At 58.6% G+C, this 18,903-nt stretch carries 20 protein-coding genes and 3 pseudogenes; 7 read left to right on the top strand and 16 right to left on the bottom strand.

The genetic code is table 11. From position 1 onward, the window contains the following. Positions 1–70: 70 nt before the first annotated feature. The 3 genes and pseudogenes from AC3WVQ_RS34580 to AC3WVQ_RS34570 form a co-directional block, all read right to left on the bottom strand. Positions 71–373: a hypothetical protein gene (locus AC3WVQ_RS34580; RefSeq protein WP_029742639.1), complete on the bottom strand. Its 303-nt coding sequence runs from the start codon at positions 371–373 to the stop codon at positions 71–73. Between the two features lie 239 nt (positions 374–612). Then, positions 613–935, bottom strand: a pseudogene (locus tag AC3WVQ_RS34575) (DUF892 family protein); the annotation flags it as partial. A gap of 263 nt (positions 936–1,198) precedes the next feature. After that, the gene (locus tag AC3WVQ_RS34570) at positions 1,199–1,513 is read right to left on the bottom strand and encodes a hypothetical protein (RefSeq protein WP_029742638.1); all 315 of its coding nucleotides are present in this window, start codon (positions 1,511–1,513) and stop codon (positions 1,199–1,201) included. 1,493 nt (positions 1,514–3,006) lie between these two features. Here AC3WVQ_RS34570 and AC3WVQ_RS34565 point away from each other — a divergent pair. Together AC3WVQ_RS34565 and AC3WVQ_RS34560 are read left to right on the top strand one after the other, a co-directional pair. Next, the gene (locus tag AC3WVQ_RS34565) at positions 3,007–3,603 is read left to right on the top strand and encodes a cysteine hydrolase family protein (RefSeq protein WP_192445773.1); all 597 of its coding nucleotides are present in this window, start codon (positions 3,007–3,009) and stop codon (positions 3,601–3,603) included. A 75-nt stretch (positions 3,604–3,678) separates the two neighbouring features. Continuing rightward, positions 3,679–4,296, top strand: coding sequence for a flavodoxin family protein (locus tag AC3WVQ_RS34560; protein ID WP_112975839.1), 618 nt, complete (start codon positions 3,679–3,681; stop codon positions 4,294–4,296). A gap of 188 nt (positions 4,297–4,484) precedes the next feature. Here AC3WVQ_RS34560 and AC3WVQ_RS34555 read toward each other — a convergent pair. From AC3WVQ_RS34555 to AC3WVQ_RS34545, 3 genes and pseudogenes are all read right to left on the bottom strand, one after another. Beyond that, positions 4,485–5,011 (bottom strand): annotated as a pseudogene (locus tag AC3WVQ_RS34555) (DUF4142 domain-containing protein). A gap of 135 nt (positions 5,012–5,146) precedes the next feature. Further along, entirely contained in the window at positions 5,147–5,536 is a 390-nt protein-coding gene (locus AC3WVQ_RS34550) for a hypothetical protein (protein WP_029742772.1), read from the bottom strand. 360 nt (positions 5,537–5,896) lie between these two features. Then, entirely contained in the window at positions 5,897–6,091 is a 195-nt protein-coding gene (locus AC3WVQ_RS34545; protein ID WP_029742771.1) for a hypothetical protein, read from the bottom strand. 382 nt (positions 6,092–6,473) lie between these two features. Between AC3WVQ_RS34545 and AC3WVQ_RS34540 the strand changes: the two are divergent. After that, positions 6,474–6,653 (top strand): annotated as a pseudogene (locus AC3WVQ_RS34540) (hypothetical protein); the annotation flags it as partial. A gap of 168 nt (positions 6,654–6,821) precedes the next feature. On the opposite strand, the gene AC3WVQ_RS34535 reads toward AC3WVQ_RS34540, so the two are convergent. The 6 genes from AC3WVQ_RS34535 to AC3WVQ_RS34510 form a co-directional block, all read right to left on the bottom strand. Further along, the gene (locus AC3WVQ_RS34535; RefSeq protein WP_492383578.1) at positions 6,822–7,082 is read right to left on the bottom strand and encodes a DUF6766 family protein; all 261 of its coding nucleotides are present in this window, start codon (positions 7,080–7,082) and stop codon (positions 6,822–6,824) included. Between the two features lie 228 nt (positions 7,083–7,310). Then, positions 7,311–7,565, bottom strand: a complete 255-nt coding sequence (locus AC3WVQ_RS34530; RefSeq protein ID WP_034800476.1) for a hypothetical protein — start codon at positions 7,563–7,565, stop codon at positions 7,311–7,313. 783 nt (positions 7,566–8,348) lie between these two features. Continuing rightward, positions 8,349–8,732 carry a Y4lK-related protein gene (locus tag AC3WVQ_RS34525; RefSeq protein ID WP_412472924.1) on the bottom strand — a complete coding sequence of 128 codons (384 nt, stop codon included), beginning with the start codon at positions 8,730–8,732 and terminating at the stop codon, positions 8,349–8,351. A gap of 19 nt (positions 8,733–8,751) precedes the next feature. Next, entirely contained in the window at positions 8,752–8,976 is a 225-nt protein-coding gene (locus AC3WVQ_RS34520) for a hypothetical protein (protein WP_029742766.1), read from the bottom strand. 26 nt (positions 8,977–9,002) lie between these two features. Then, positions 9,003–9,185, bottom strand: coding sequence for a hypothetical protein (locus AC3WVQ_RS34515; RefSeq protein ID WP_029742765.1), 183 nt, complete (start codon positions 9,183–9,185; stop codon positions 9,003–9,005). A gap of 1,804 nt (positions 9,186–10,989) precedes the next feature. Further along, positions 10,990–11,193: a CsbD family protein gene (locus tag AC3WVQ_RS34510; RefSeq protein WP_029742764.1), complete on the bottom strand. Its 204-nt coding sequence runs from the start codon at positions 11,191–11,193 to the stop codon at positions 10,990–10,992. Positions 11,194–11,710: 517 nt separating this feature from the next. On the opposite strand from AC3WVQ_RS34510, the gene AC3WVQ_RS34505 reads away from it, so the two are divergent. Beyond that, a complete protein-coding gene (locus AC3WVQ_RS34505) occupies positions 11,711–12,013 on the top strand; it encodes a DUF982 domain-containing protein (protein ID WP_492383541.1) in 303 nt (100 codons plus the stop codon). Positions 12,014–12,211: 198 nt separating this feature from the next. Here AC3WVQ_RS34505 and istB read toward each other — a convergent pair whose 3' ends face one another. Then, the gene (gene istB, locus AC3WVQ_RS34500) at positions 12,212–12,955 is read right to left on the bottom strand and encodes an IS21-like element helper ATPase IstB (RefSeq protein WP_060581982.1); all 744 of its coding nucleotides are present in this window, start codon (positions 12,953–12,955) and stop codon (positions 12,212–12,214) included. Between the two features lie 14 nt (positions 12,956–12,969). Then, positions 12,970–14,505, bottom strand: coding sequence for an IS21 family transposase (istA, locus tag AC3WVQ_RS34495; RefSeq protein ID WP_492382993.1), 1,536 nt, complete (start codon positions 14,503–14,505; stop codon positions 12,970–12,972). Between the two features lie 29 nt (positions 14,506–14,534). Between istA and AC3WVQ_RS34490 the strand changes: the two genes are divergently transcribed. Continuing rightward, a complete protein-coding gene (locus tag AC3WVQ_RS34490) occupies positions 14,535–15,803 on the top strand; it encodes an adenylate/guanylate cyclase domain-containing protein (protein WP_492383540.1) in 1,269 nt (422 codons plus the stop codon). Positions 15,804–16,007: 204 nt separating this feature from the next. Here the strand turns inward: AC3WVQ_RS34490 and AC3WVQ_RS34485 are convergent, their stop codons facing one another. Both AC3WVQ_RS34485 and AC3WVQ_RS34480 read right to left on the bottom strand, forming a co-directional pair. Then, positions 16,008–16,544, bottom strand: a complete 537-nt coding sequence (locus AC3WVQ_RS34485) for a YidB family protein (RefSeq protein ID WP_060520266.1) — start codon at positions 16,542–16,544, stop codon at positions 16,008–16,010. A 651-nt stretch (positions 16,545–17,195) separates the two neighbouring features. Continuing rightward, a complete protein-coding gene (locus AC3WVQ_RS34480; RefSeq protein ID WP_492383539.1) occupies positions 17,196–17,405 on the bottom strand; it encodes a hypothetical protein in 210 nt (69 codons plus the stop codon). Positions 17,406–17,441: 36 nt separating this feature from the next. Between AC3WVQ_RS34480 and AC3WVQ_RS34475 the strand changes: the two genes are divergently transcribed. Then, the gene (locus tag AC3WVQ_RS34475; protein WP_492383538.1) at positions 17,442–17,705 is read left to right on the top strand and encodes a hypothetical protein; all 264 of its coding nucleotides are present in this window, start codon (positions 17,442–17,444) and stop codon (positions 17,703–17,705) included. Between the two features lie 302 nt (positions 17,706–18,007). Beyond that, positions 18,008–18,661, top strand: coding sequence for a hypothetical protein (locus AC3WVQ_RS34470; protein WP_192358655.1), 654 nt, complete (start codon positions 18,008–18,010; stop codon positions 18,659–18,661). Positions 18,662–18,903 lie beyond the last annotated feature (242 nt).

The raw sequence follows: 18,903 nt of genomic DNA, 5'->3' as shown, positions 1-18,903 counted from the left end.
CGAAGAGATAGCGGCTACCGGCACCAAAGTGAGCAATGCAGAAGAAAACGGCAATTGGTGCCCCATCCGATCAATGGACTGTCTCCGGCGCTGCAGCGAGATCAGGCTGTACGCCGCCACCTTCGTTTTCCCAGCGGTCGACATCTTCACAAGGGAAAGGTGGCGAGAGCATTTCGATCTGGCTCATCAGAATGGTGACGAGCGCTGCTTCGGAGCAAGTGCCGCGTTGAAAAGCCGAGATCAGCAATCGAGCTGCGGCTCGTCTTTTCGCGCGGTGCCACGCACTCCCAACATCGAATATCCCGACGGTGTCGAGCACCCGTTTGAGCATATCGAGGGGAACGGGGACATGGGAGGCTACGTTGGAAGACATCTTGTCCTCCTTTGGTTGGAGGCATATCCGCAGACCGAACTTGAGGCCTGCTTAAGAGTTTGCCTGCCATCACTGTGATCCCGCTGCAAAGATATGGGAAGCACTTTCGTGATCGCAGTCTGATATCATGAGTTGGAGACGACAGACTGGACCCCCGGCTTTAGCCGGGAAGCTTTGCCAGAGTCGCGGTCCCGACGCCAAGCTTGAGCCCGGAGCCTTTGCCCGGCTCGATAAAAGGATCAAGCCGGGCTGGTGTTTGCGTCAGGCCGCTTTTCGGCGGTCTGATTGACGACCTTGGTGGCGGTCGCGGTCAGGGCGATCTCCGTCGCCTGCTCTTCGTCAAGCGTCGTCATAAGCAGCTTGGCGTCTTTCATGCCCAGCTGCAGCGCCCAGGTCCTCAGCGAGCCGTTCGTAGTGTTCGACAGCCTGTGCGGCTGCAAGCAGTCCGGCGTCGAGCGCGGGCGAGCCTTGATACACTTCCATGATCGAGCCGCCTTCCCATGATTGCGCCACATCTTTTTTCAGGCTTTTTGCCGATGATCCTGAACACTTCGTCAAGCCGCTAGACATCCTCCTTCAGCAGGGGCTACGGGCTAACGATGTCAGGCTTGTTCGCGGTTCCGTAGTGGTCGTGAAGCCCCCACCACTTGTATGGATCTCCCTGCGTACGGCCGGACGGCACGTCCTGCCAGGTTTCCTGTCGGCCAAGTGGCGTGAGGTCCAGGAGCGTAAAGATCGGACCGATCGCTTTACGCGATCCCAGTCCATCATGTTTTCTCCTTGAACGTTACGTCCCACACCGGCACCCGCCGCCTGTGTCGTGGATCAATGATGGACGCTTTCCGCGTTGCGCTTACGGGTTGCAGCCGCCTTTTTTGCGGAGGCCGATCGCTCTGCTTTAGGTCTCGAAGCAGCGGCTTGTCCGCCTTTTCTTCCACCCTTTTCAGACGAGGCGTTGCTCTCCGGGTGCCCACGGCCCGAACCGGACTTGTTGCCGCCGCCGCTTTCCTTATTCACCGTGGCCCAGGCTCGACGCTCGGCCTCCTTTTTCGGAACGCCACGGTCTTCATAGCCCTCCTCAATATGCTCGGCCTTGCGCTTTTGCTTGTCGGTGTATGCGGACTTGTCACCTCGAGGCATGGTTTCGCTCCTTCTCGCTACCTCGCGTTCAAACTCTCGATAACAGGCAAGGTTCCGCTCCGTGGTCTAGCGGCCGATCTACATGACGGTCAAAAAGATGAAGATGCCGGCCACGATCAAGCTCAGGCCAATCCGGTTTCTGACCGGCCCGACAAAGCGAAGGCCTGACCTTTGGGCTCTAGTGTTGGTCTTGAGCGGGCGGATCGGTGAAAGTCACTGAGAGGCCGGGTTCGCAGTGCTTCCCAGAGGAGCGACAGCACTCCGAGGAAACCACAAGCAGCAGCAACAAGGACGAGCATAGACATCGCAGATTCCTCGCGCAGAGCGATGGTATGTGGTGCGTTACCCGTCGATTGTGTTCGGCAAGACCAGCGCCTCCACCCTGGTCAATCCAGCAGGTCCAAACAAGTTCCGTGGATGCGCACCTGCTCGAATGCATCTGGCTCAACGCAGAGCAAAGTAGTCTGGCCTCCGATGGAGTGCCGGTTTTGGCGGCGCGCCGTCCGCGTGATCGGGCGCTCGTGGAACTTCAGCCTGGCAGCCGCCGTTTTATCCAATCATCAAAGGTGAAGCAAACTGATACACGACCAAGGCGATACCGAAACGGTCTCGACCTCATCGAGAACATCGGGTTCTGCATGCTCACCAACGAGGCTCGGTCCATATCTCAAGGCGCGCCCTTGTCGGCCCACGTGGATCGCGGCCCCGCCGCGTGTTCTTCGCACCTTCGGTGTCGCTCACGACGACGGAGAAAATCCGGCCCTTGAGATGCCGCGGGTAAGCCCAGCCGTCCATCTCAGGGCCAATGACAAAGTGCTGGCGAGGTGGAGAAGCAAGCCGTGCGGGGGTGAATGCTTCGACCGTACTCAGAGGCTATCCGGTCGAGCGACAGGAATTCGACGTCAACATCGCCTCTTTCTTCAATCGACGCCTTAGCCAACTCCAGCTTGCGATAGAACTTGGATTCTCCCCGGACAGGTGTGCTCGCTTCGCGCGGATGCGTTGACCAACAGAATTCCAGATGGCCGACGTATTGTCGTCATGACGTACTTTCGCCTCATCGATCGCTTTTCGCGGCAATCCAGTCAACACAGAGTTCGTAGGCTGGATCTCTATAGCCGGGTCCCGCCCTGCGGGTGTAGGGGCTCATTCTGGACTCATATAGGCATCCCATGCGGCGTTGGCGATGTCACTAAGCTGGGCCTTCAGGTGTTCAAACGCTGGCGGCCTCTCATTGTGTGAGATATCGTCGCCTGAATTCTCGCTTGTTGAGCCCAGGACTGGTCATGCCCGTTCGTGGGGTGAGAATCGGGTCGAAATCGGTGTGTCTGCTTGTGAGGCTATTGATGCTCTCCTGTCTCAAGAGAGAACGCGGAGCCTGCAAGAAGGTTCTGTGTGCCTGTGGTGATTGGCCTGTGGCAGAAAACTCCGGGCATCCGGGAACCAGTCACGCCGTTCGCGGGTTCGGTTGATCTTGAAGGAGGCACCGGGGCATGGAAGCAGTCGGCAAGTGGCGGCATATCTGCGTCGATGCCCAGCGGATGTTTTTGGAGCAGACGCCGTGGCACGTGCCGTGGATGAAAAACGTGCTACCGCAACTTGTCGAAATATCGGAACGCCATGCGAGCAACACAATCTTCACCCGATTTATGCCACCCCAGAATCCACGCGACGCGGCGGGAAGTTGGAGGGATTACTATCAAAAATGGTGGATGATGACCGGCGAGCACCTGCCTAAAGAAATGCTCGAGCTGCCGCCCTCCTTTCAAAACCTTGTGCCGCCAGCCCGCGTCTTCGACAAAACGACCTATTCGCCCTGGGTTGATGGCCGGTTGTTTTCGCACCTTCGACAAGAAGGCGTGGAAACCCTCGTCGTTACCGGCGGCGAGACGGATATCTGCGTCCTGGCGACCATCCTCGGCGCGATCGATCTCGGGTTTGGCGTCACCGTGCTTTGCGATGCGGTTTATAGCGGCGCCGACGAAACGCACGATGCCGCCATGGATCTGCTCAGCGATCGGTATTCAGTCCAGCTCGAACTCGTGAAGACCGAAGAATTCTTAGCGGCGACGCCTCGCCGTGAAGCGTAACGCAGTCCGGAGCGTCAACGACATCTGGTCGTTTGAACAACCCGGTTACCCGTCCCGAGTGAGAAGGATCCGTCGATGCCCCTGAAAGCGCTTGCCTTAAACTGCACCTTAAAATCCTCCGCAGCCACCGAGGCGTCGTCCACCGATAAAATCCTAAGTCTTATTGCGGCGGAATTCGAGAAGCATCGCGTCGACACTGAGACGGTCCGCCTGGCCGATCACAACGTAAAACCAGGCGTGACTTCCGATGAAGGTGAGGGGGATGATTGGCCCGATATACGCAAGAAGATCCTCGATGCCAACATCCTGCTCATCGGCACGCCCATCTGGCTCGGGCAGCCATCGAGTGTCTGCAAGCGTGCCCTGGAGAGGATGGACGCATTCCTTGATGAAACCGACGAAAAAGGGCGCATTGTTTCTTACGGCAAGATTGCCGTCGTTGCTGTCGTCGGCAACGAAGACGGCGCCCATCACGTTTCCGCTGAAGTTTTTCAGGCACTCAACGACGTCGGCTTCACCATTCCGGCAAATGCGGTCGCTTACTGGGTTGGCGAAGCGATGGGCTCTACCAACTTCGTCGATCTGAGAAAGACCCCTGAGCCGGTAAAAACGATGATTGCAATGCTTGCCCGCAATGCATCCCATGTTGCCACCCTGCTGAAGAACTCTGCATATCCGGGTGACGAGAACTAAGGCCCTCCAACAAGCGCCAAAGTAAGCCCCATCGGTACCGGGTTTAAAACCTGGATGATGCTGCGGCTCAATCGATCAAAGCGCAATTTTGCGCCCCGCCAGTTAGACCCGGACGCTCGCACCGCGATCCTCGTCACATCGAGCTTCATCTCGGATAGTCGCGGCCGTGCCCTCGAACCGCCATTGCGCTATTTGATAAGGTTCTTCGCAATTTCTAGATGGTGCTCCAGGGCCGGAAGCGTTTTTGCAGCCCAAGCCTTCAACTCAGCGTTTTCTCCGCCTTCGCTGTAGCGCTTGAACAGGTCCACCGCATCTTCATGCGCTTCCTGCTGTCGGAACGGTACTGTTTCCCAAAGTCTTCGCCCTTGAGATCGTTCAGCTTGGCGAGCATGTCCTTTTGAGCGGTCGTCATGGTCTTCGGCAGGGTCGCCTTGACCTTGCCACTGGAGACGAGGCCACTGAGGTCAGCAGTCGTCTTTTCGTGGTCTTGGACCATTTTCTGAGCGAAGGCCTTCGTTGCGGCATCGCCCTTTTCCAAAGCAAGCCTGCTGGACTGAACTTCGAACAGATCGCTTGTCGCCGCTTCCTGGACGAAATCCTGTGTTTTAGGTGCAGCACCGATCAGCGAGTTTATGCCGGATTTTTCCATTGCGGACTGGGCGAGGGCCGAACCGGCCAGAGTGAGCACGAGTGAAGCAAGAACGAGCTGTTTCATGATAGGTCTCCTGTCGGCAGGTCCAACTGCCAAGTGGAAAGAGTTAAGCCGTATGCGGGATCCGGGGTGCAGCCGAGCGCCCGCTGGCAACGCGCTGGCGATCGAGCAAAGAAGACGTGCGCGCGGGCCGCGTGTCTAGCTTTCGTTCTTCGTGGGATCGGAGCGTCCGGTCGGAATAGAGCTGGTGGTCGCGGCAACCGGGTCGCTTGCGGGAAACGAACTCTCGAGACCTTCGTCGAGCTGTTCTTCCAGAGTGCCGGTATCCTTTGCGCTGCGCGCGCTTCTCAAAGACTCCACCGCCGGCGATCCCGTTTCATCGCCACCGACGATTTCGCGGTCATCCCCCTCTTCGAACGCGGCTACTTGCACCATCATAGCTTTGGCCTTGGTCACGGCCGCATCGACGCCAAGGTCTCCGCCAGTGCTTTGTAGGCGAACGGAAATCACATCTCCGCCTTCTGCAACCCATTCGACGGTCATCACGCCTCCGGGATCTGTGAGCACCTGTTGTGCGATGATGTTCATGGTTCCTGTCTCCTGTCTCGTTGGTACACGCCAACGCAAAACACGGTTCGGCGACCGGTGGTTCCGAAGATTGTCAACGCTTTCATGCAAAAAGGACCGCCCGCCGGGATGGCGGACGGTCATCATGCTAAACTAGGATGAGCCAGCCCGTCCGGTTAGCGAGTGGACAAATCGGCACTCGCGACCTCGCCTGGAACCGGGCAGACAGTCCGCATTTCGTCCTCAGTCTCCAGACGGACTTCCGCGTCATCTGATCCCGGGAAGGGCTCGAGGCACTGTGACCTGCCGACTTCCCGAAACCTCTGGGTTCGGTCGACGTCATCGAGTCGTGCACGTCCTTGGCCGCCTTTCCATGGAACCTCAGCTCTTGCGGTCGGTGCCGCGACCGCCGCCCGTGGTGCCAGCGCCACTCTTAGCCCCGCCCGAACCGGCACTCTTGCCAGCCCCGGTTTCGCGACCGCCGGATTGTCGCTGCTTGTCGTCGTTCTTATGGCTTTGTTCGCCAGCCTTGCGATGCTGTTCGCTGCTGCCGCCCTGGCTGCGTTGATTTGCCATTGTCGTTCTCCTCGGTTGGTCCCGCCCTAGAGGCGGCGGGGACCAACAGAAGCGTGGGGGATCGATATGGTTCCCCGCCGAGCAAAAAATCGCCCCGCGACGTTGGGTGTCGAACCCGCATACGTGCAGCGCGCCTGCCTGTGCGGATGCATCCCGATGGGAACTTCAACGCGCATCGCCTGTTCGGCCTTTCGAAAAGGAGGCAGACATGTCGATTACCAAACCGAACGATGGCGCGCCGGGCAGCGCTGACCAGTCACCGCGATGGGAAGGGCCGGAGAAAACGAGGCCGAATGATCCCGAAAAGGATCGGGATGCGGCCGGCGAAAACAATCGGGAACCCGCGAGAAATGACCCTTCTGACGCGACCAAGACCAGGGCCGACGCGAAGGGCCAGTTTGCGGACCCCCAAGGCAACCGCAAGAGCACGGGAGTATCGAGCGCCAAGCCGACCGTGATCACCGGGTCTGAGGATATGTCGGGTCACCGCAGTCCGCCAGGAGATAGGGAACCTCCGAAAGACTGGGACGTGGGGTTCGATCAGGACCGGTCGAAAGAATAGTTCGCTCGGCGAGTGGGCGCGGTTGGAGCGGTCGTGGGAACGACCGTCGCACCCGCGAGATTTTCCAAGACGAATATCCCCGGCGCTCAATCAACGAAGCTCAAGAACATGCGTCAACTGCCGCAACAACCACGAGAATGTTCCTAACGCGTTGGTTGAGTTGGGAAATCAGAACCCGCTCCCGCGCCTCTCAGCGAGCAGCGTCGATGTCCTCTCCGGCCACGCTATAGGGGCCTGCCCTCCGGTCGCGGGCCAGTTGAGGTGCGCGGGCTGCCGCTGTCGAATACGCCCTGGTAGCCATCTCCAAGGTGTCCTTATGCCCCATTGCGGGGGGCAGAAAGAGGAACCACGGACCCTAGGGAAGATCGAGAGAGTAACGAGAACGGCGGTCGATAGAAATGCACTTTGCCAGTTCTGAAGGACGCGAATCGGAACTGAGAGCTGGCGAGGTGATCGGTCACTGAAACAGAGGATCCCCGTGGCTCGAGACTTCCGCGTTCTCCGCCTGACTGCTTCGTGTTGGGCTATCGCCTTTCAGGTGGCGCGAGAGGAATTGATTCCGACCGTAACATCATCCCTCAAGCGGTGATGGCATTCGGTGTGAGCTTCGCTGAGGCGATCAGACGTATCACGTTTGTGAATGCAATTTGCGTCTGACTACCAGCTCTCCTCGTGCAGCCGGTCAAGCACGACGACGACCTCAGCCTGTAAATCCAGGCAAAGCTGCTGAAAATCATGGATTCGCTCCTCCCGTCGGGGCGTCTCGCGCTGAAGAGCATCGAGTGTATTTGCCGCCAACGCATATTTTTCGAAGAGGTCGTACAAACCATGATCTTTGACTGAACGCAATCGTTCGCGATGAGCGGGCAGAGCCATTGCCAAGCGCGCCCGTCCGAGGTGAACTAAACCCATGTAGCCTCCAGATTACTCATGTGCCGGGCCACGAACACGGGATATTTCACCCAGCCCACGACGAGACGAGAACTCCGATTGTCGCGTATCCCGCTTTGTGAACCAGAGAGCGCACTCCAGGAGGCAAGCCTCGTCGGTATGGCCGACACGGAACTCGTCAATCAGGAATCTTGCCAGTTGATTGCCTCGCTTGGAAAGTTTGGGAAATCCCGCTAAGAAGCAGGTCCTCTCAAATACTCGATGCAGCATTTCTACGTCTTTAGGGCCGAGAGCGCAGTTGAGATCATCCGAATGAAAGTACATTTGGGACCTCCCATGAAGGGCGGCAAAGCGTTCGTGGTATTCGCGTCCACAAAACGTCGGCAGGGCTTGCCTGGTTCCACCGGGGAAATACCCATTTCGGGCTATTCGGGCACGTGATGAAGGGGATTCTGCAGGAGGTCGACGGCGGGCAGTTGAAGACATACGAAATTATGGCGTCAGGGCTAAGGGCGACAAGCCAACTTCCAAGGCGATCAAGACCCAGAGGCGTGCAGCCTAAACCGTTCCCATATGGCGCGCTCCCAATGGTAGCTCAAGAAGCGAAACTTTCCATGTCGGCGGAGCATGCACTTCCATTGGGGTGAATTGTCGCCCCGCCCTTCATCAGTAGCTTTTGAAGCGTGCTCCATCCGCTCAGACGAGCCGCTTGCACCAGCGTGCATTGGCCTCTGCCGATCCCGGCAGAGGCTTTTATTCTACCCGTAGCCTCGGCACTGTGTCTGCCCGCGGGAGTTTGCGAAACTAGTGACGGGTGATTTCGGACGCAAGCTCTAGGAACCGGCCAATCGACCAAAGGTAGGCGACGATCTCCCACCTCAGGGCGTCGCGATCGCCGTACTTCTCTACTATTCGGTCAAGCTTTTCCTTAGTTGCGGTCTGCTCCTCAATTTCGCTAATCACGTAGCTGTCATGCCCCACGGCGCAGATGTCGCAGCCTGCCTCGATGACGTCGTCGACGAAGGCCGGGATTTCACCGGGGTCCATCTGACGTCGATTTTTTTCAGTAGAGCCGCTCCTCCATTGAGGCCGTGAAGCCATACTGCGACCCACTTCGCTATCAGGCGCAAAACTGTCTCCGCCCTTATCGGGGATACTGGGATAACGCTTGCGCTTGGCCATGCTCATGGAAATAGTAGCTCATCGGTTAGCGTGAGTAGGGCGACGACTCTACCTTGTCGGCGTAGATCTGTTGGAGTTCGGCAATCTGCTCTTTACGGGCCGGGTATTCCCGCAGAAGCTCGCGTTGAGGAGACGAACGCGTAAGCCTCGAAGAGATCGAGTAGGCAGCGCTCTCTGGCTTGGCGTCGCTGAGGGCGATATCGTGGCAGAGCATTTCAAGGCGGGTTCGCCCTAAGTGCATCAGTCTCATGGCTGCTTTCCTGTTTCAGTCGAGAACTACTTCGAGGATGCCAAAGGTGTCGGAAGGACGATGGCGACGGATTGTTGAGGTTCGTGCGATAACGCGCTGTTCACGACGAGGTATCCGCCGATGACGAGCATCGCCAAGAGCATCACGCCGATAAGAAACCCTGTCGAGAATTTTTTCGGTGGCCCGCCGTAGCGGTATTGTTCGTACATAGTCCATTCCTCCGGTCGGCAACGACACCAGAGCGAACCGAAGGGACGGGCAGGCTGCCCTGGTGTCGTTGTCGGCCTATGCCGAATAGTTCGCCATAGGCTGAGGTTTAGAAATAGCGTATCGGGGTCAGTTCTCCACGGGATTAGGACCATTGCGCCGGGGTTATGGGACTGAAGTCCCATGGTGGAACCGTTGGCGCTTTCCTACGTTCTAACGTGTTGCTCGACCGCCGCTTGGTGATCGAAAGCGCCTCTAGGCCCCACCTTCAACCTCAACTCCGCAGATGGGGCCTATCGAGCGCGGTTTGCCTGCGGACCGTTCAACAGAAGCGTCAGATGTTTTACCTCACGGCCCCAGCGATGGGGCTGTCTTTTTTAATGGACGCACGCAGGAAGCGACTAAAAAGGAAAAGGCCCCTTCCGTCGACAGAGCCAACAGGCTGTGTTGGAACGGGGTCCACTCCCACGGCGCCGCGCCGATCCTGCTCAATGCATTCGCCGCTAAATCGGGCGCCTTCGTCCACCCACGACGATAATCCTCATCGGCGACCGCGGGCCCCGTCGTGGTAATGGCCGCGGCGACTAGGGATCATAAAAGAAATGGCCCCGTCGGGACGAGGCCAGAGGCACTTATCGAGAGAGAGTACTTCACTTCCGGGCGGATTGTGAAGGTGTCACCCTGATCGGGGGCTCAGGGTCTCACGAAGCCAGAAACGTCGAGACTTCGTATCGGTTCCATTACACCGTAAGAAATGACCAGGCGGCGCGCTGGCGCGTGCGGCTCATCCGTCGGGCACCTAGTGGGCCAAAGCCATCGCAGGTCCGGGAATCCCCTGTCGATCAATTCATAAAGAAGTGGCCCCGTCGGGCGCGACGAGGCGAGGGGCTACTTCGGGGGACACTTGGCATCAAGACAAGCGAAAAAACGCACGGGGCTGAACAGGTTCCTGTCGGCAGGGAGCGAACACAAAAAAATGGCCCCGAAAGGCGATAACGGGGCCAAGCGAGCGTGTACCTGGCGGGTTCCGCACGCCTTCGCGTCGCAGCCCGGTCGATGATCCGGCGTCGGGATCATCGGCAAATCACAAACGGCCATCGATCCGAAAAGTTCCCTATTCGTCCGCACCGCGTCGGGGTGCTCGAGCCACATGGCACTCTCGAACAGTGCACCCTCGTCGAGTACATCCACGATCGAACTGGATACACGACTGTTTTTGTCACGCACGACCAGGGGAAGGCGCTTGAGCTAGCCGACCGTATTGTGGTGCTGAACAACGGCTCAAACGAGCAGACGGGCACGCCGGACGAGATCTCCGCTCACCCGTCTCAGTTCGTTTACGGGTTCATTGGCCAGTCGAACTGCCTAAGCGTCAGTGTTTCCGGCCGCGAGATCTGGCTTGAGGGCCGATCTACGGGGCTACCGACAACTGAGCACGATGGTCAGGCGGCCCTCTACTTTCGGCCCACGATATACAACTCGTCATGGGATCCGAACACGGTCTTGTGGGGTCTATCACCGGAAGCCGGCGCGTGGCAGGCACTCGGCATCTTGAGGTGAGGTTGGAGAAATTCGCTTCAGTTGTGCAGTTCGAACTGCCGCCCGATCGAGCACCCTTTCCCCCCGAGAGTCGTATCGCCTTCAATACAAAATGGATGCTCTTTCGCGGCGAACAGCGCGCGAGTTTATCTGAAGCAAGTTTTCCCGACCGGTAGCTGGAGGGCAGTTTAGCGGCCCGACGCGCCGTAGCCGTCGGGCCGCTTGGGGCACACCAGATGCTCCGCCTGGGGCGGGGCGCTCTGAAGATTACCAGGTTTGCCGGCCGAACCAGTCATCCACGTCTTGTCGTGCCCGATCTTTTTCGAGGCCATACCGTTCCTGTATCTTGCCTTCGAGCTGATCGCGTTTGCCAGCGATTTGGTCCAAGTCGTCGTCGGTCAGTTTCCCCCACTGTTCCTTGATCTGTCCCTTGAATTGCTTCCAGTTACCTTCAACACGGTCCCAATCCATGTCATTTCCTCCTGTGAATTGTGGATAGCAGCTAAACGCCTTGGCTACGCATTTGTTCAAATGTGCCTGCTGCGATGGTTCCGGGGACAACGGTGCGACGACTCCACAGGCGGCCGATCCCGCCACGGGAAGAGTTTGCCCGTCGACGATCCCGCGCCCGTAGCTTTATGGCCTCAGCGGAGAGCAAAGCAGTGCTAAAGATACTCGGCGCCAACTGGACGCCGGCGAAATCCCGACATTCGTCACTCGGGGGATAGAAGCAGTCTGCGAGATCAGCGGTGGGCCACCTACAACGTCCTGACGCGTTGAAAGACGCCGCGTGAAAGTGCGGGGGGGGGGCTGTCGCTTCGCGACCCCATCAACAGTTCCCGAACAAGGAGCCTTGCGGGGGCACCTCGATAACGGGAAGAAGGCAGACCGGCTAAAAAAGGGGGCGGATCCGTGCCCAACCTCGTTGCTCGAACTGGGAACACATTCCTGTTTTTCCGGTTTGAAGGTGTTCGAGAAGGAGAACGCCATGGCAGAGGATCGGTGGGAACGCGAGGAACGCTACGGACGCGATCTAGAGAAAGCAAAACAACCGGCCCCCTGGAACGAAAGCGTTGTGATAAGCCTGCCCAAAGCGGATCACGAGGTGTTGGTTGGATCAGCCAGTGAAGCGGTGGCGGTTTTGCGAAACGATTGGTCCGGATCCAGATCCGGTCCAGCATATCAGGCTGCTTTGACCACCTGTCTCGAAGCCATGAATGGTCACTTGCCTGGTTACATGGCCCGATTGGCCTTTGAAGAAGCTGCCCGTGAAGCAGGAGTCCTGCGCTGAGGCTTGTAGGACGTCAACTTTGAAGCCTTTCACCCTCTGGCCGATGCCTTGGTGCGTATTCCGGTGAAGTCGGCCACTGATTCCGAAACGAAGCCGGCCACCTATTCCGATTTCATTCCGGCCACCATTCCGATCTGAAGCTGGCCAGTTGATGCTCCCCTGGGTCGTTGTTTTGCATGGCGCGTGATTGTCGCGTGGTCAAGCGGCGGATGGTGTTTGACGCTGCTTTCGCAAGCTCTCGCCGGACAGTTCGATGCGGTAGGCGTTGTGGACAAGGCGGTCGAGGATTGCATCGGCGATCGTTGGATTGCCGATCATGTCATACCAGTGATCGACGGGCACCTGGCTGGTGACGATGGTGGATCGCTTCTCGTAGCGGTCCTCGACGATCTCCAGGAGATCGCGCCGCTGCTCGTCGTTGAGCTTCTCCGGACCCCAGTCGTCGAGGATGAGCAGGTCGGTTCTGGCGAGCGCCTTGAGGACCTTGGGATAACGGCCGTCGCCGCGCGCCAGCGCAAGGGTGGCGAACAGCCTTGGCAGGCGATGATAGGCGACGGAGAAGTCCTCGCGGCAGGCCTTGTGTCCGAGCGCGCAGGCCAGCCAGCTCTTGCCGACGCCGGCGGGTCCGATCAGCAAGAGACTATGGTGTTGCCTGATCCAGTCGCAGTTGGCGAGCTTCAGGACGAGATTGCGATCGAGGCCGCGGGCGGCGCGGAAGTCGATGTTCTCGATCTGGGCATCATGGCGCAGCCTCGCGGCGCGAGCCCTTGCCTCGAAGCGCTTCTGGCGGCGCGTGGTCGCCTCGCGTTCGAGCAGCAGAGCGAGCCATTCGCCATGCTCGAGGTGTCTGGCTTCTGGCTGCGCCTCGAGTTCCTGATAGGCGCTGGCCATGCCTGTCAGGCCGAGTTCGCGCAGCATGTCGATGGTGGGATTGGTCAGCATTATCAGGTGTCTCCTCAATGGAAGTAGCCGGGGCCACGCAGATTGGCGTGTTCCATGACGGCGGCGGGTTCGGTGGAATGTCTGGGGGCCTTGTGGGTTGCGATGAGCGAGGCAATCGTCTTGCAGGTCAGGCCGCCGATCTCGACGGCCCGTGCCGAAATGACCTCAGCGCGCTCGCGGCCGAGGTCGCGATAGAGGCGCAGGATGCCGAGGCAAGTTCGGAAGCCCTGCTCGGGATGTGGCCGGCTGGCGAGAATGGCGACGATCAGCCCTTCGGTCTGCGGACCGATGGACGCGCCCCAGCGCCGGAAGCGCTCCGGCGTCCATTCGGCGTATCGGCGGTGGGAGCTCGGCATGTGCGCCGGGTCTGTTCCATAGCGCGGCCCGCCATAGCGGCGCTGATGGACCGCGACGCGTTTGCCGCGATGGAAGATCTCGATCATTCGCGCGGTCGCCCGGATATCGACCTGCTGACGAATGAGCGCGTGCGGGACGGAATAGAAGAAGCTCCTGAACTCGACATGGTAATCCGTCGAGACCCGCGCAAAGCGCCATTCGGCGAACTCGTACTCCTCGGCGGGCAAGCTTGCGAGCGCCGCGCGTTCGACCGTCTCGAAGAGATGGCGCCGGCTGACACCCAACCGGCGCATGACATGATTGTTGATGCGCTCCAGCACGTCGGCGATTGCGGCATTGGCCTCGGCGAGCGAGAAGAACGTCTGCTTGCGCAAGCGGCCGAGAAGGCAACTCTGGGCGAAGCGCATGCCGTTCTCGACCTTGGCCTTGTCCTTCGGGCGTCGCGGTCGGGCCGGCAGAACGCCGACACCGTAGTGGGACGCCATCATGCCGTAACTGCGGTTGATCTCGGGATCGTAGAAGCTGGCGCGGCTGACGCCGGACTTCAGATTGTCGGGCACGACCAGGCGGGGCACACCGCCGAAGAAGGCAAACATGCGCACATGTGAGCCGACCCAGTCCGGCAAGGTCTGGGTCCAGGTCACCTCGGCGAAGGTGTAGCTCGATGCGCCGAGCACGCCGAGGAACAGCTCCGCCTCGCGGACTTCGCCAGTCTTGCGATCAACGATCGGCACCTTCTTGCCGGAATAGTCGACGAAGACCTTGTCGCCGGCCGCATGCTCCTGGCGCATCGTCGGCGACAGGCGCCGCTCGAACCCACGGAACAGCTCGCAGAAACGGCTGTAGCCGTAGCCGTCGGGGTGGACGCCGCGATATTCCTCCCACAGGATCAGCAGCGTCACGCCGGGCTTCTTCAATTCGATAGAGAGCTGCGCCCAGTTCGGCTCGTGACGTCGCCGTTGGCCCTGCTTAACGCCGGCGCGGGCGAAAAGCCGAGACTCCAGAGCATCGTCTGTCAGTTCTCCCGGCAATGGCCAGTTCAGCCCCGCCATCGCAGCCCGCTTCAGGTTATCCTGGACGGTGCTGCGGGCAACGCCGAGGATCACCGCAATCTCTCGGCTGCTTGTCCCGCTTCCGGCAAGCCGGAGCATCTGTCGTAATTGTCGCATGGTCAGCCTTCTCTTTGCTGGCATCAAAGTCTCCTCGTGTACCGGGAGGCTTGATGCCAAAGTTGCTGACCCAAGGGGTATCTTCAGAGCCGGAAACCGGCCGGTCTTTGATTGGAATCGTGGCCGGCTTCAAATCGGAACGGTGGCCGGATTTTGATCGGAATAGTGGCCGGCTTCAGATCGGAATCCGCACCTTGGTGCGAGGGGAAGCGGAGTGGAACTACCCTGTTAGAACCCTCGCGGCACTCCACCTCGAGGCAGATTTCGGTCGAGCAAAATTCGGCCTTTGGGTGATACGCCCGCGGATGAGATCAAACGTTTACGGAAGGAACAAAGCCGCGTGCTCATCGGTTGATCATCGACTGCACATCGAAACGCACGCGTTGGATCGGATCGTTCACATGGAGGCGCCACCACTTGAAAGAAAGCTTGCAGCGATCCTGGCTGCCGATATCGAAGGTTACTCGCGGTTGATGAATGCCGACGAAGAGCAGACCCTGGCGACCTTGACATCACATCGTACTATCATCGACGGCCTTATTGAAAGTGCTCATGGAGAGATCTTCGGGACCGCGGGGGACAGCGTGTTGGCGGAATTCCCATCGATTGTGCATGCCTTCAACTGTGCGATCGCCATCCAGCAGGCCATGTGGCGTGCCAACCGGCCGCTTGCCGACAAACACAAGATGTACTTCCGCATCGGGATCAACGTCGGCGATGTTCTGGTGAAAGACGGCGATATCTTCGGGGATGGGGTCAACATCGCCGCTCGGCTTGAAGGCCTGGCCGATGCCGGCGGCATCTGTGTAACGCGAGGAGTACGAGATCATCTGCGCGATCGCGTCGACACCACCTTTGAGGATTTGGGCGAGCACCAGGTCAAGAACATTTCGCGCCCGCTCCGGGTGTTCCGTGTTCTGTTTGACCCGCAGTCCGAACCAAGCCCCAGTGCAGAGCTAACGTCCGTCCAACACCCGGAGCGATCCTCTTCGGTCGATCAGACCTTGCCGGAAGACCAAGACAAAGATGAAGCGCGCCGGGTTGAGGTGGCTTTTTGGGAGGCGGTACAGGAGAGCGATGACCCGGCCGAATATCTCCTATATCTGAAGCGATACCCTGCGGGCGAGTTCGCCGAACTCGCAGCCGCGCGCGTTGCTCAAGGTGGGTCTGGGGTGGGCGAGCCAGGTATCGAGGTTTCATTCTGGGAAACGGTGCGGGACACCGGTAACGCCGAGATGATTGAAGCGTATTTATCAAAGTATCCAACGGGTCAGTTCGTCGAACTCGCCAAGATCTTGTTGGCAGACATTCACGCCAAATAAAACACGCAACGATCCTCGTCACGACCAAATGGCTTGAAAAGGAGATGAGAGCGCCGACAGCGTCCGGAACGGGTGCGATGTTCCGGGTCGAGCCAAGTATGCAACGTGATTGTGGAGGTGCCGCTAGGGTAGCGCGTCTGATTCCTGTGCAACGCCCGCCTGAGAAACGCCAAAGAAGCGGCCGCCTTGCGGCGGCCTCTTCGACTATATGATTTGGGTCTTGGGTGGAGGAGTGATCTGCCCTTCGAAAGGGTCGTCCTCTTGAGGCAGGACGCCGTTGGGGGTCAGATCGTCAACCGCCTTTGGCAGATCTCGGCTGAGGCGGCTCAAAATCTCCTCAGGAGAAAGACCCGTCCGCGCGGAAAGATCCTCCAGGACTTCCGGCCCGAGCGCTTCCGATAACTGCCTATCATCAATCTCGCTGTTTGGACCGGTCTGCACCCAGGATTTTGCGGTCTCCCCGTGTCCGTTGTGCTCGAACTGTTTGAGGAGATCGCCGAGACCACCCCTCAACACGCCGCCGGTCGATGAACCGCCGAGCAAGCCCCCGAGGCCACCAGAGCCTCCAGTCAGACCGCCAAGCAGGTCACCCAAACCTCCTCCGGCCTCCTGCTGACCGGTTGGCCCTTGGTCTTGTCGGTTCTGGGTCAGACCTTTCAGAAGCTCCCCGATCTTCTCCCTGTTCTGGTATCCTGCCACCGCAAGGACACTTAGCAGGGCTTTAAGTGCAGTGCTTACCATGTGCTTCTCCTCTTCTGTCATATATTCCCGTTCAGGCATCTGCTGATTTACGACGGAGGTCGCGATCGCTGTTAACGCGAGGTCGGTGGCCTGCTCATCGTCGAATTTGTGGCGGATGGATCGCCAATGCCGCGGACCGAGGCTAGTTTGGTCATGGCTTTTCCTTTGGGTTAGAAGGAGCATCGGTAGACGCTTAAACTCCACCCGGCATCTCTTGTTCCGTTCAGCTGATGTTCCATGCCCCGATGGCACTGCGTATCAACTTTACTGACGAGCGAAAGTGGACTGGGGGCGACCTCAAAATCGAGGCTCATGATGTTAACGCCAGTCTTCAGTCGAAAGAGGGGAACGATAGTCTGAGCACGGTGTTTTGATCTTATCCGCCGGGCCCGATCTGCTGCCGCGCCAGTACCTTAATCTCCAAACGAAAGAAAAGCCATGATTGAACGTCCAAATCAGCCCCCTGGGACGCTTGAGCGCAAGGTCGAACTCGAGCAGACGGTGCACTATGCAATCCAGGTCCTTGTCGAGGAAGCTTGCCTTTTGGGTTGGACCCAGGCTGAATTTCTGACGAGCATATCGGACACCGCAATCGCCAGGCTGAGCCTTCTGGATGAGGACGAAGCAATTTCCCCACCCGCAGAGGGTGACTTATCGCGGACCATTTATCCAACCGATTAGCCGGGTTGCTGAGTGATCAAAAATGGGCTTGGAGCAGCGAAGCCTTTGTGCGGTGTCGGTCTCAAGATTTGTCCCGGCATCGTTGAGGCGCAGCTTGGCACCAGCCGCATCCTGATCCACAAAGAGGAACACCAATGTCGAGTTTGCCATGCGCGTGCGCTGCGCATCCACCCGCAGCATCGTCGCCGCTATCTCCTCCTTCCTGGCGGAAGATGAATGCAAACATCCGACAGCGCACAGTTCGATGACGCTGATACCGGTCACTTCATGCGTGTCAGTTTCCGCTCCGAAGGGGGGCGGGCGCTAGAAATGCTGAAGGATGAGTTTAAGCCGATTGCGGACCGTTTTGGCATGGAATTCGAGTTCTTCGACAGCCGATCGATGACGCGGCTGACCGCCGCCGCTTTGGCGCGCGTGCGGCTCATCTCGCCTGAAGCGGTGCGCACGATGTGGTTTAAGGCAGCCTTCGAGGCTTGGTAAGATCCAACCTCTCAGGCGATTGTCGCCGATCGAGCCGACCCGTGCGGACAAGAACAAGCAGCTCCCCGCTGAGCGGAGAGAGTTCATGATTTTTGCGTTTGTCGTCGCCTAATGTTCCGTTGGGAACTGACCGCCATGGCGATTTGTGTCCTTGTTACCTTTGAGCGATCGCTTGTTCGTTTGTTCTTTACTGCCAAGCCGAATGTCCACGAAGCGCGCATCGCTTTAAGAACCAGACTTATAATTGTGGGATTGGTTCGCAAATGGCGAGCATTGAATGACTAGAGCAACATGGTGAAGAGATGCGGAGTTTTACGCTCGAAAACAACTGTCTCATCAACATCGATGAGAAGAGATCGGCCCACGGCGACATTCGCACGTTGATTGAGGCCGCAAGGCGTGGAGAGGCGGATATCGCCATTTTGGCTTCGAGCGCATATGAACGTCAGCCCGGTGGCGCACATCTAAAACGATTTGCAGACTTTGAAAGCCGAATGAGCGCGCTCGGACTTGGTCACATCAGCCTCTTGCGGCCGATCGGGCGACACGGTTTTTCATTCCATGGTTTCTCTATTATGAGTGATGAAGCGGCGATTGAGCGCGAGCGACTTATCTTCAGAACCCTTTTTCCGACGACGCCAGCACGATGGTCGGACTACGCGGTGAGCTACGGCTTGGACAAAAAGGATCTGTCCAGCGCCGCTGCTTGGCATTGGCGCAATTGCCTTGGCGCTGCTCAGGCGTTCTGGGCACATGAAAATGGCAGGCGCCATGTGTTCGTGACCACCAACGAAGGCTTTGCGCGCCTTCCGAAGAAACTTGAATTTGCCAACGCCGTAATCATGACCCCGACGCAGGCGGTTCAGGTTTTAGCTGGCGACAATCGCCGCAGCCCGGCAGCCGGCTTGCGCCGACAGAGTCGGCCCGTTGCGAACATGGATTTTCTACCGAGGTAGCAACAACTGCTATGGGCCTGCTTGGACAGGCTTTCTCCGCAAGCAATCTTTGCAAAGGCTCTGGGCCGCCTAAAGTTGTCTAACGACTGAACTGCACCTTCGGATCGTCGCCCCGTCGCGAGTTTCGTCCGACCTCGGATGAATTGAGGGTTCCTTACGCCCAAGTTCATTCTAGTGTTGGTGACGACCGTTGACCTCGACCCGGACGAGAGCCCTGCCGGCCGACCTTGCGGGGAAGCGAA

The sequence above is a fragment of the Ensifer sp. EB106-05-01-XG146 genome (assembly GCF_058791875.1).
The sequence above is the reverse complement of the archived record's forward strand: the minus strand, read 5'-3'. Positions and strand labels throughout refer to the sequence as shown.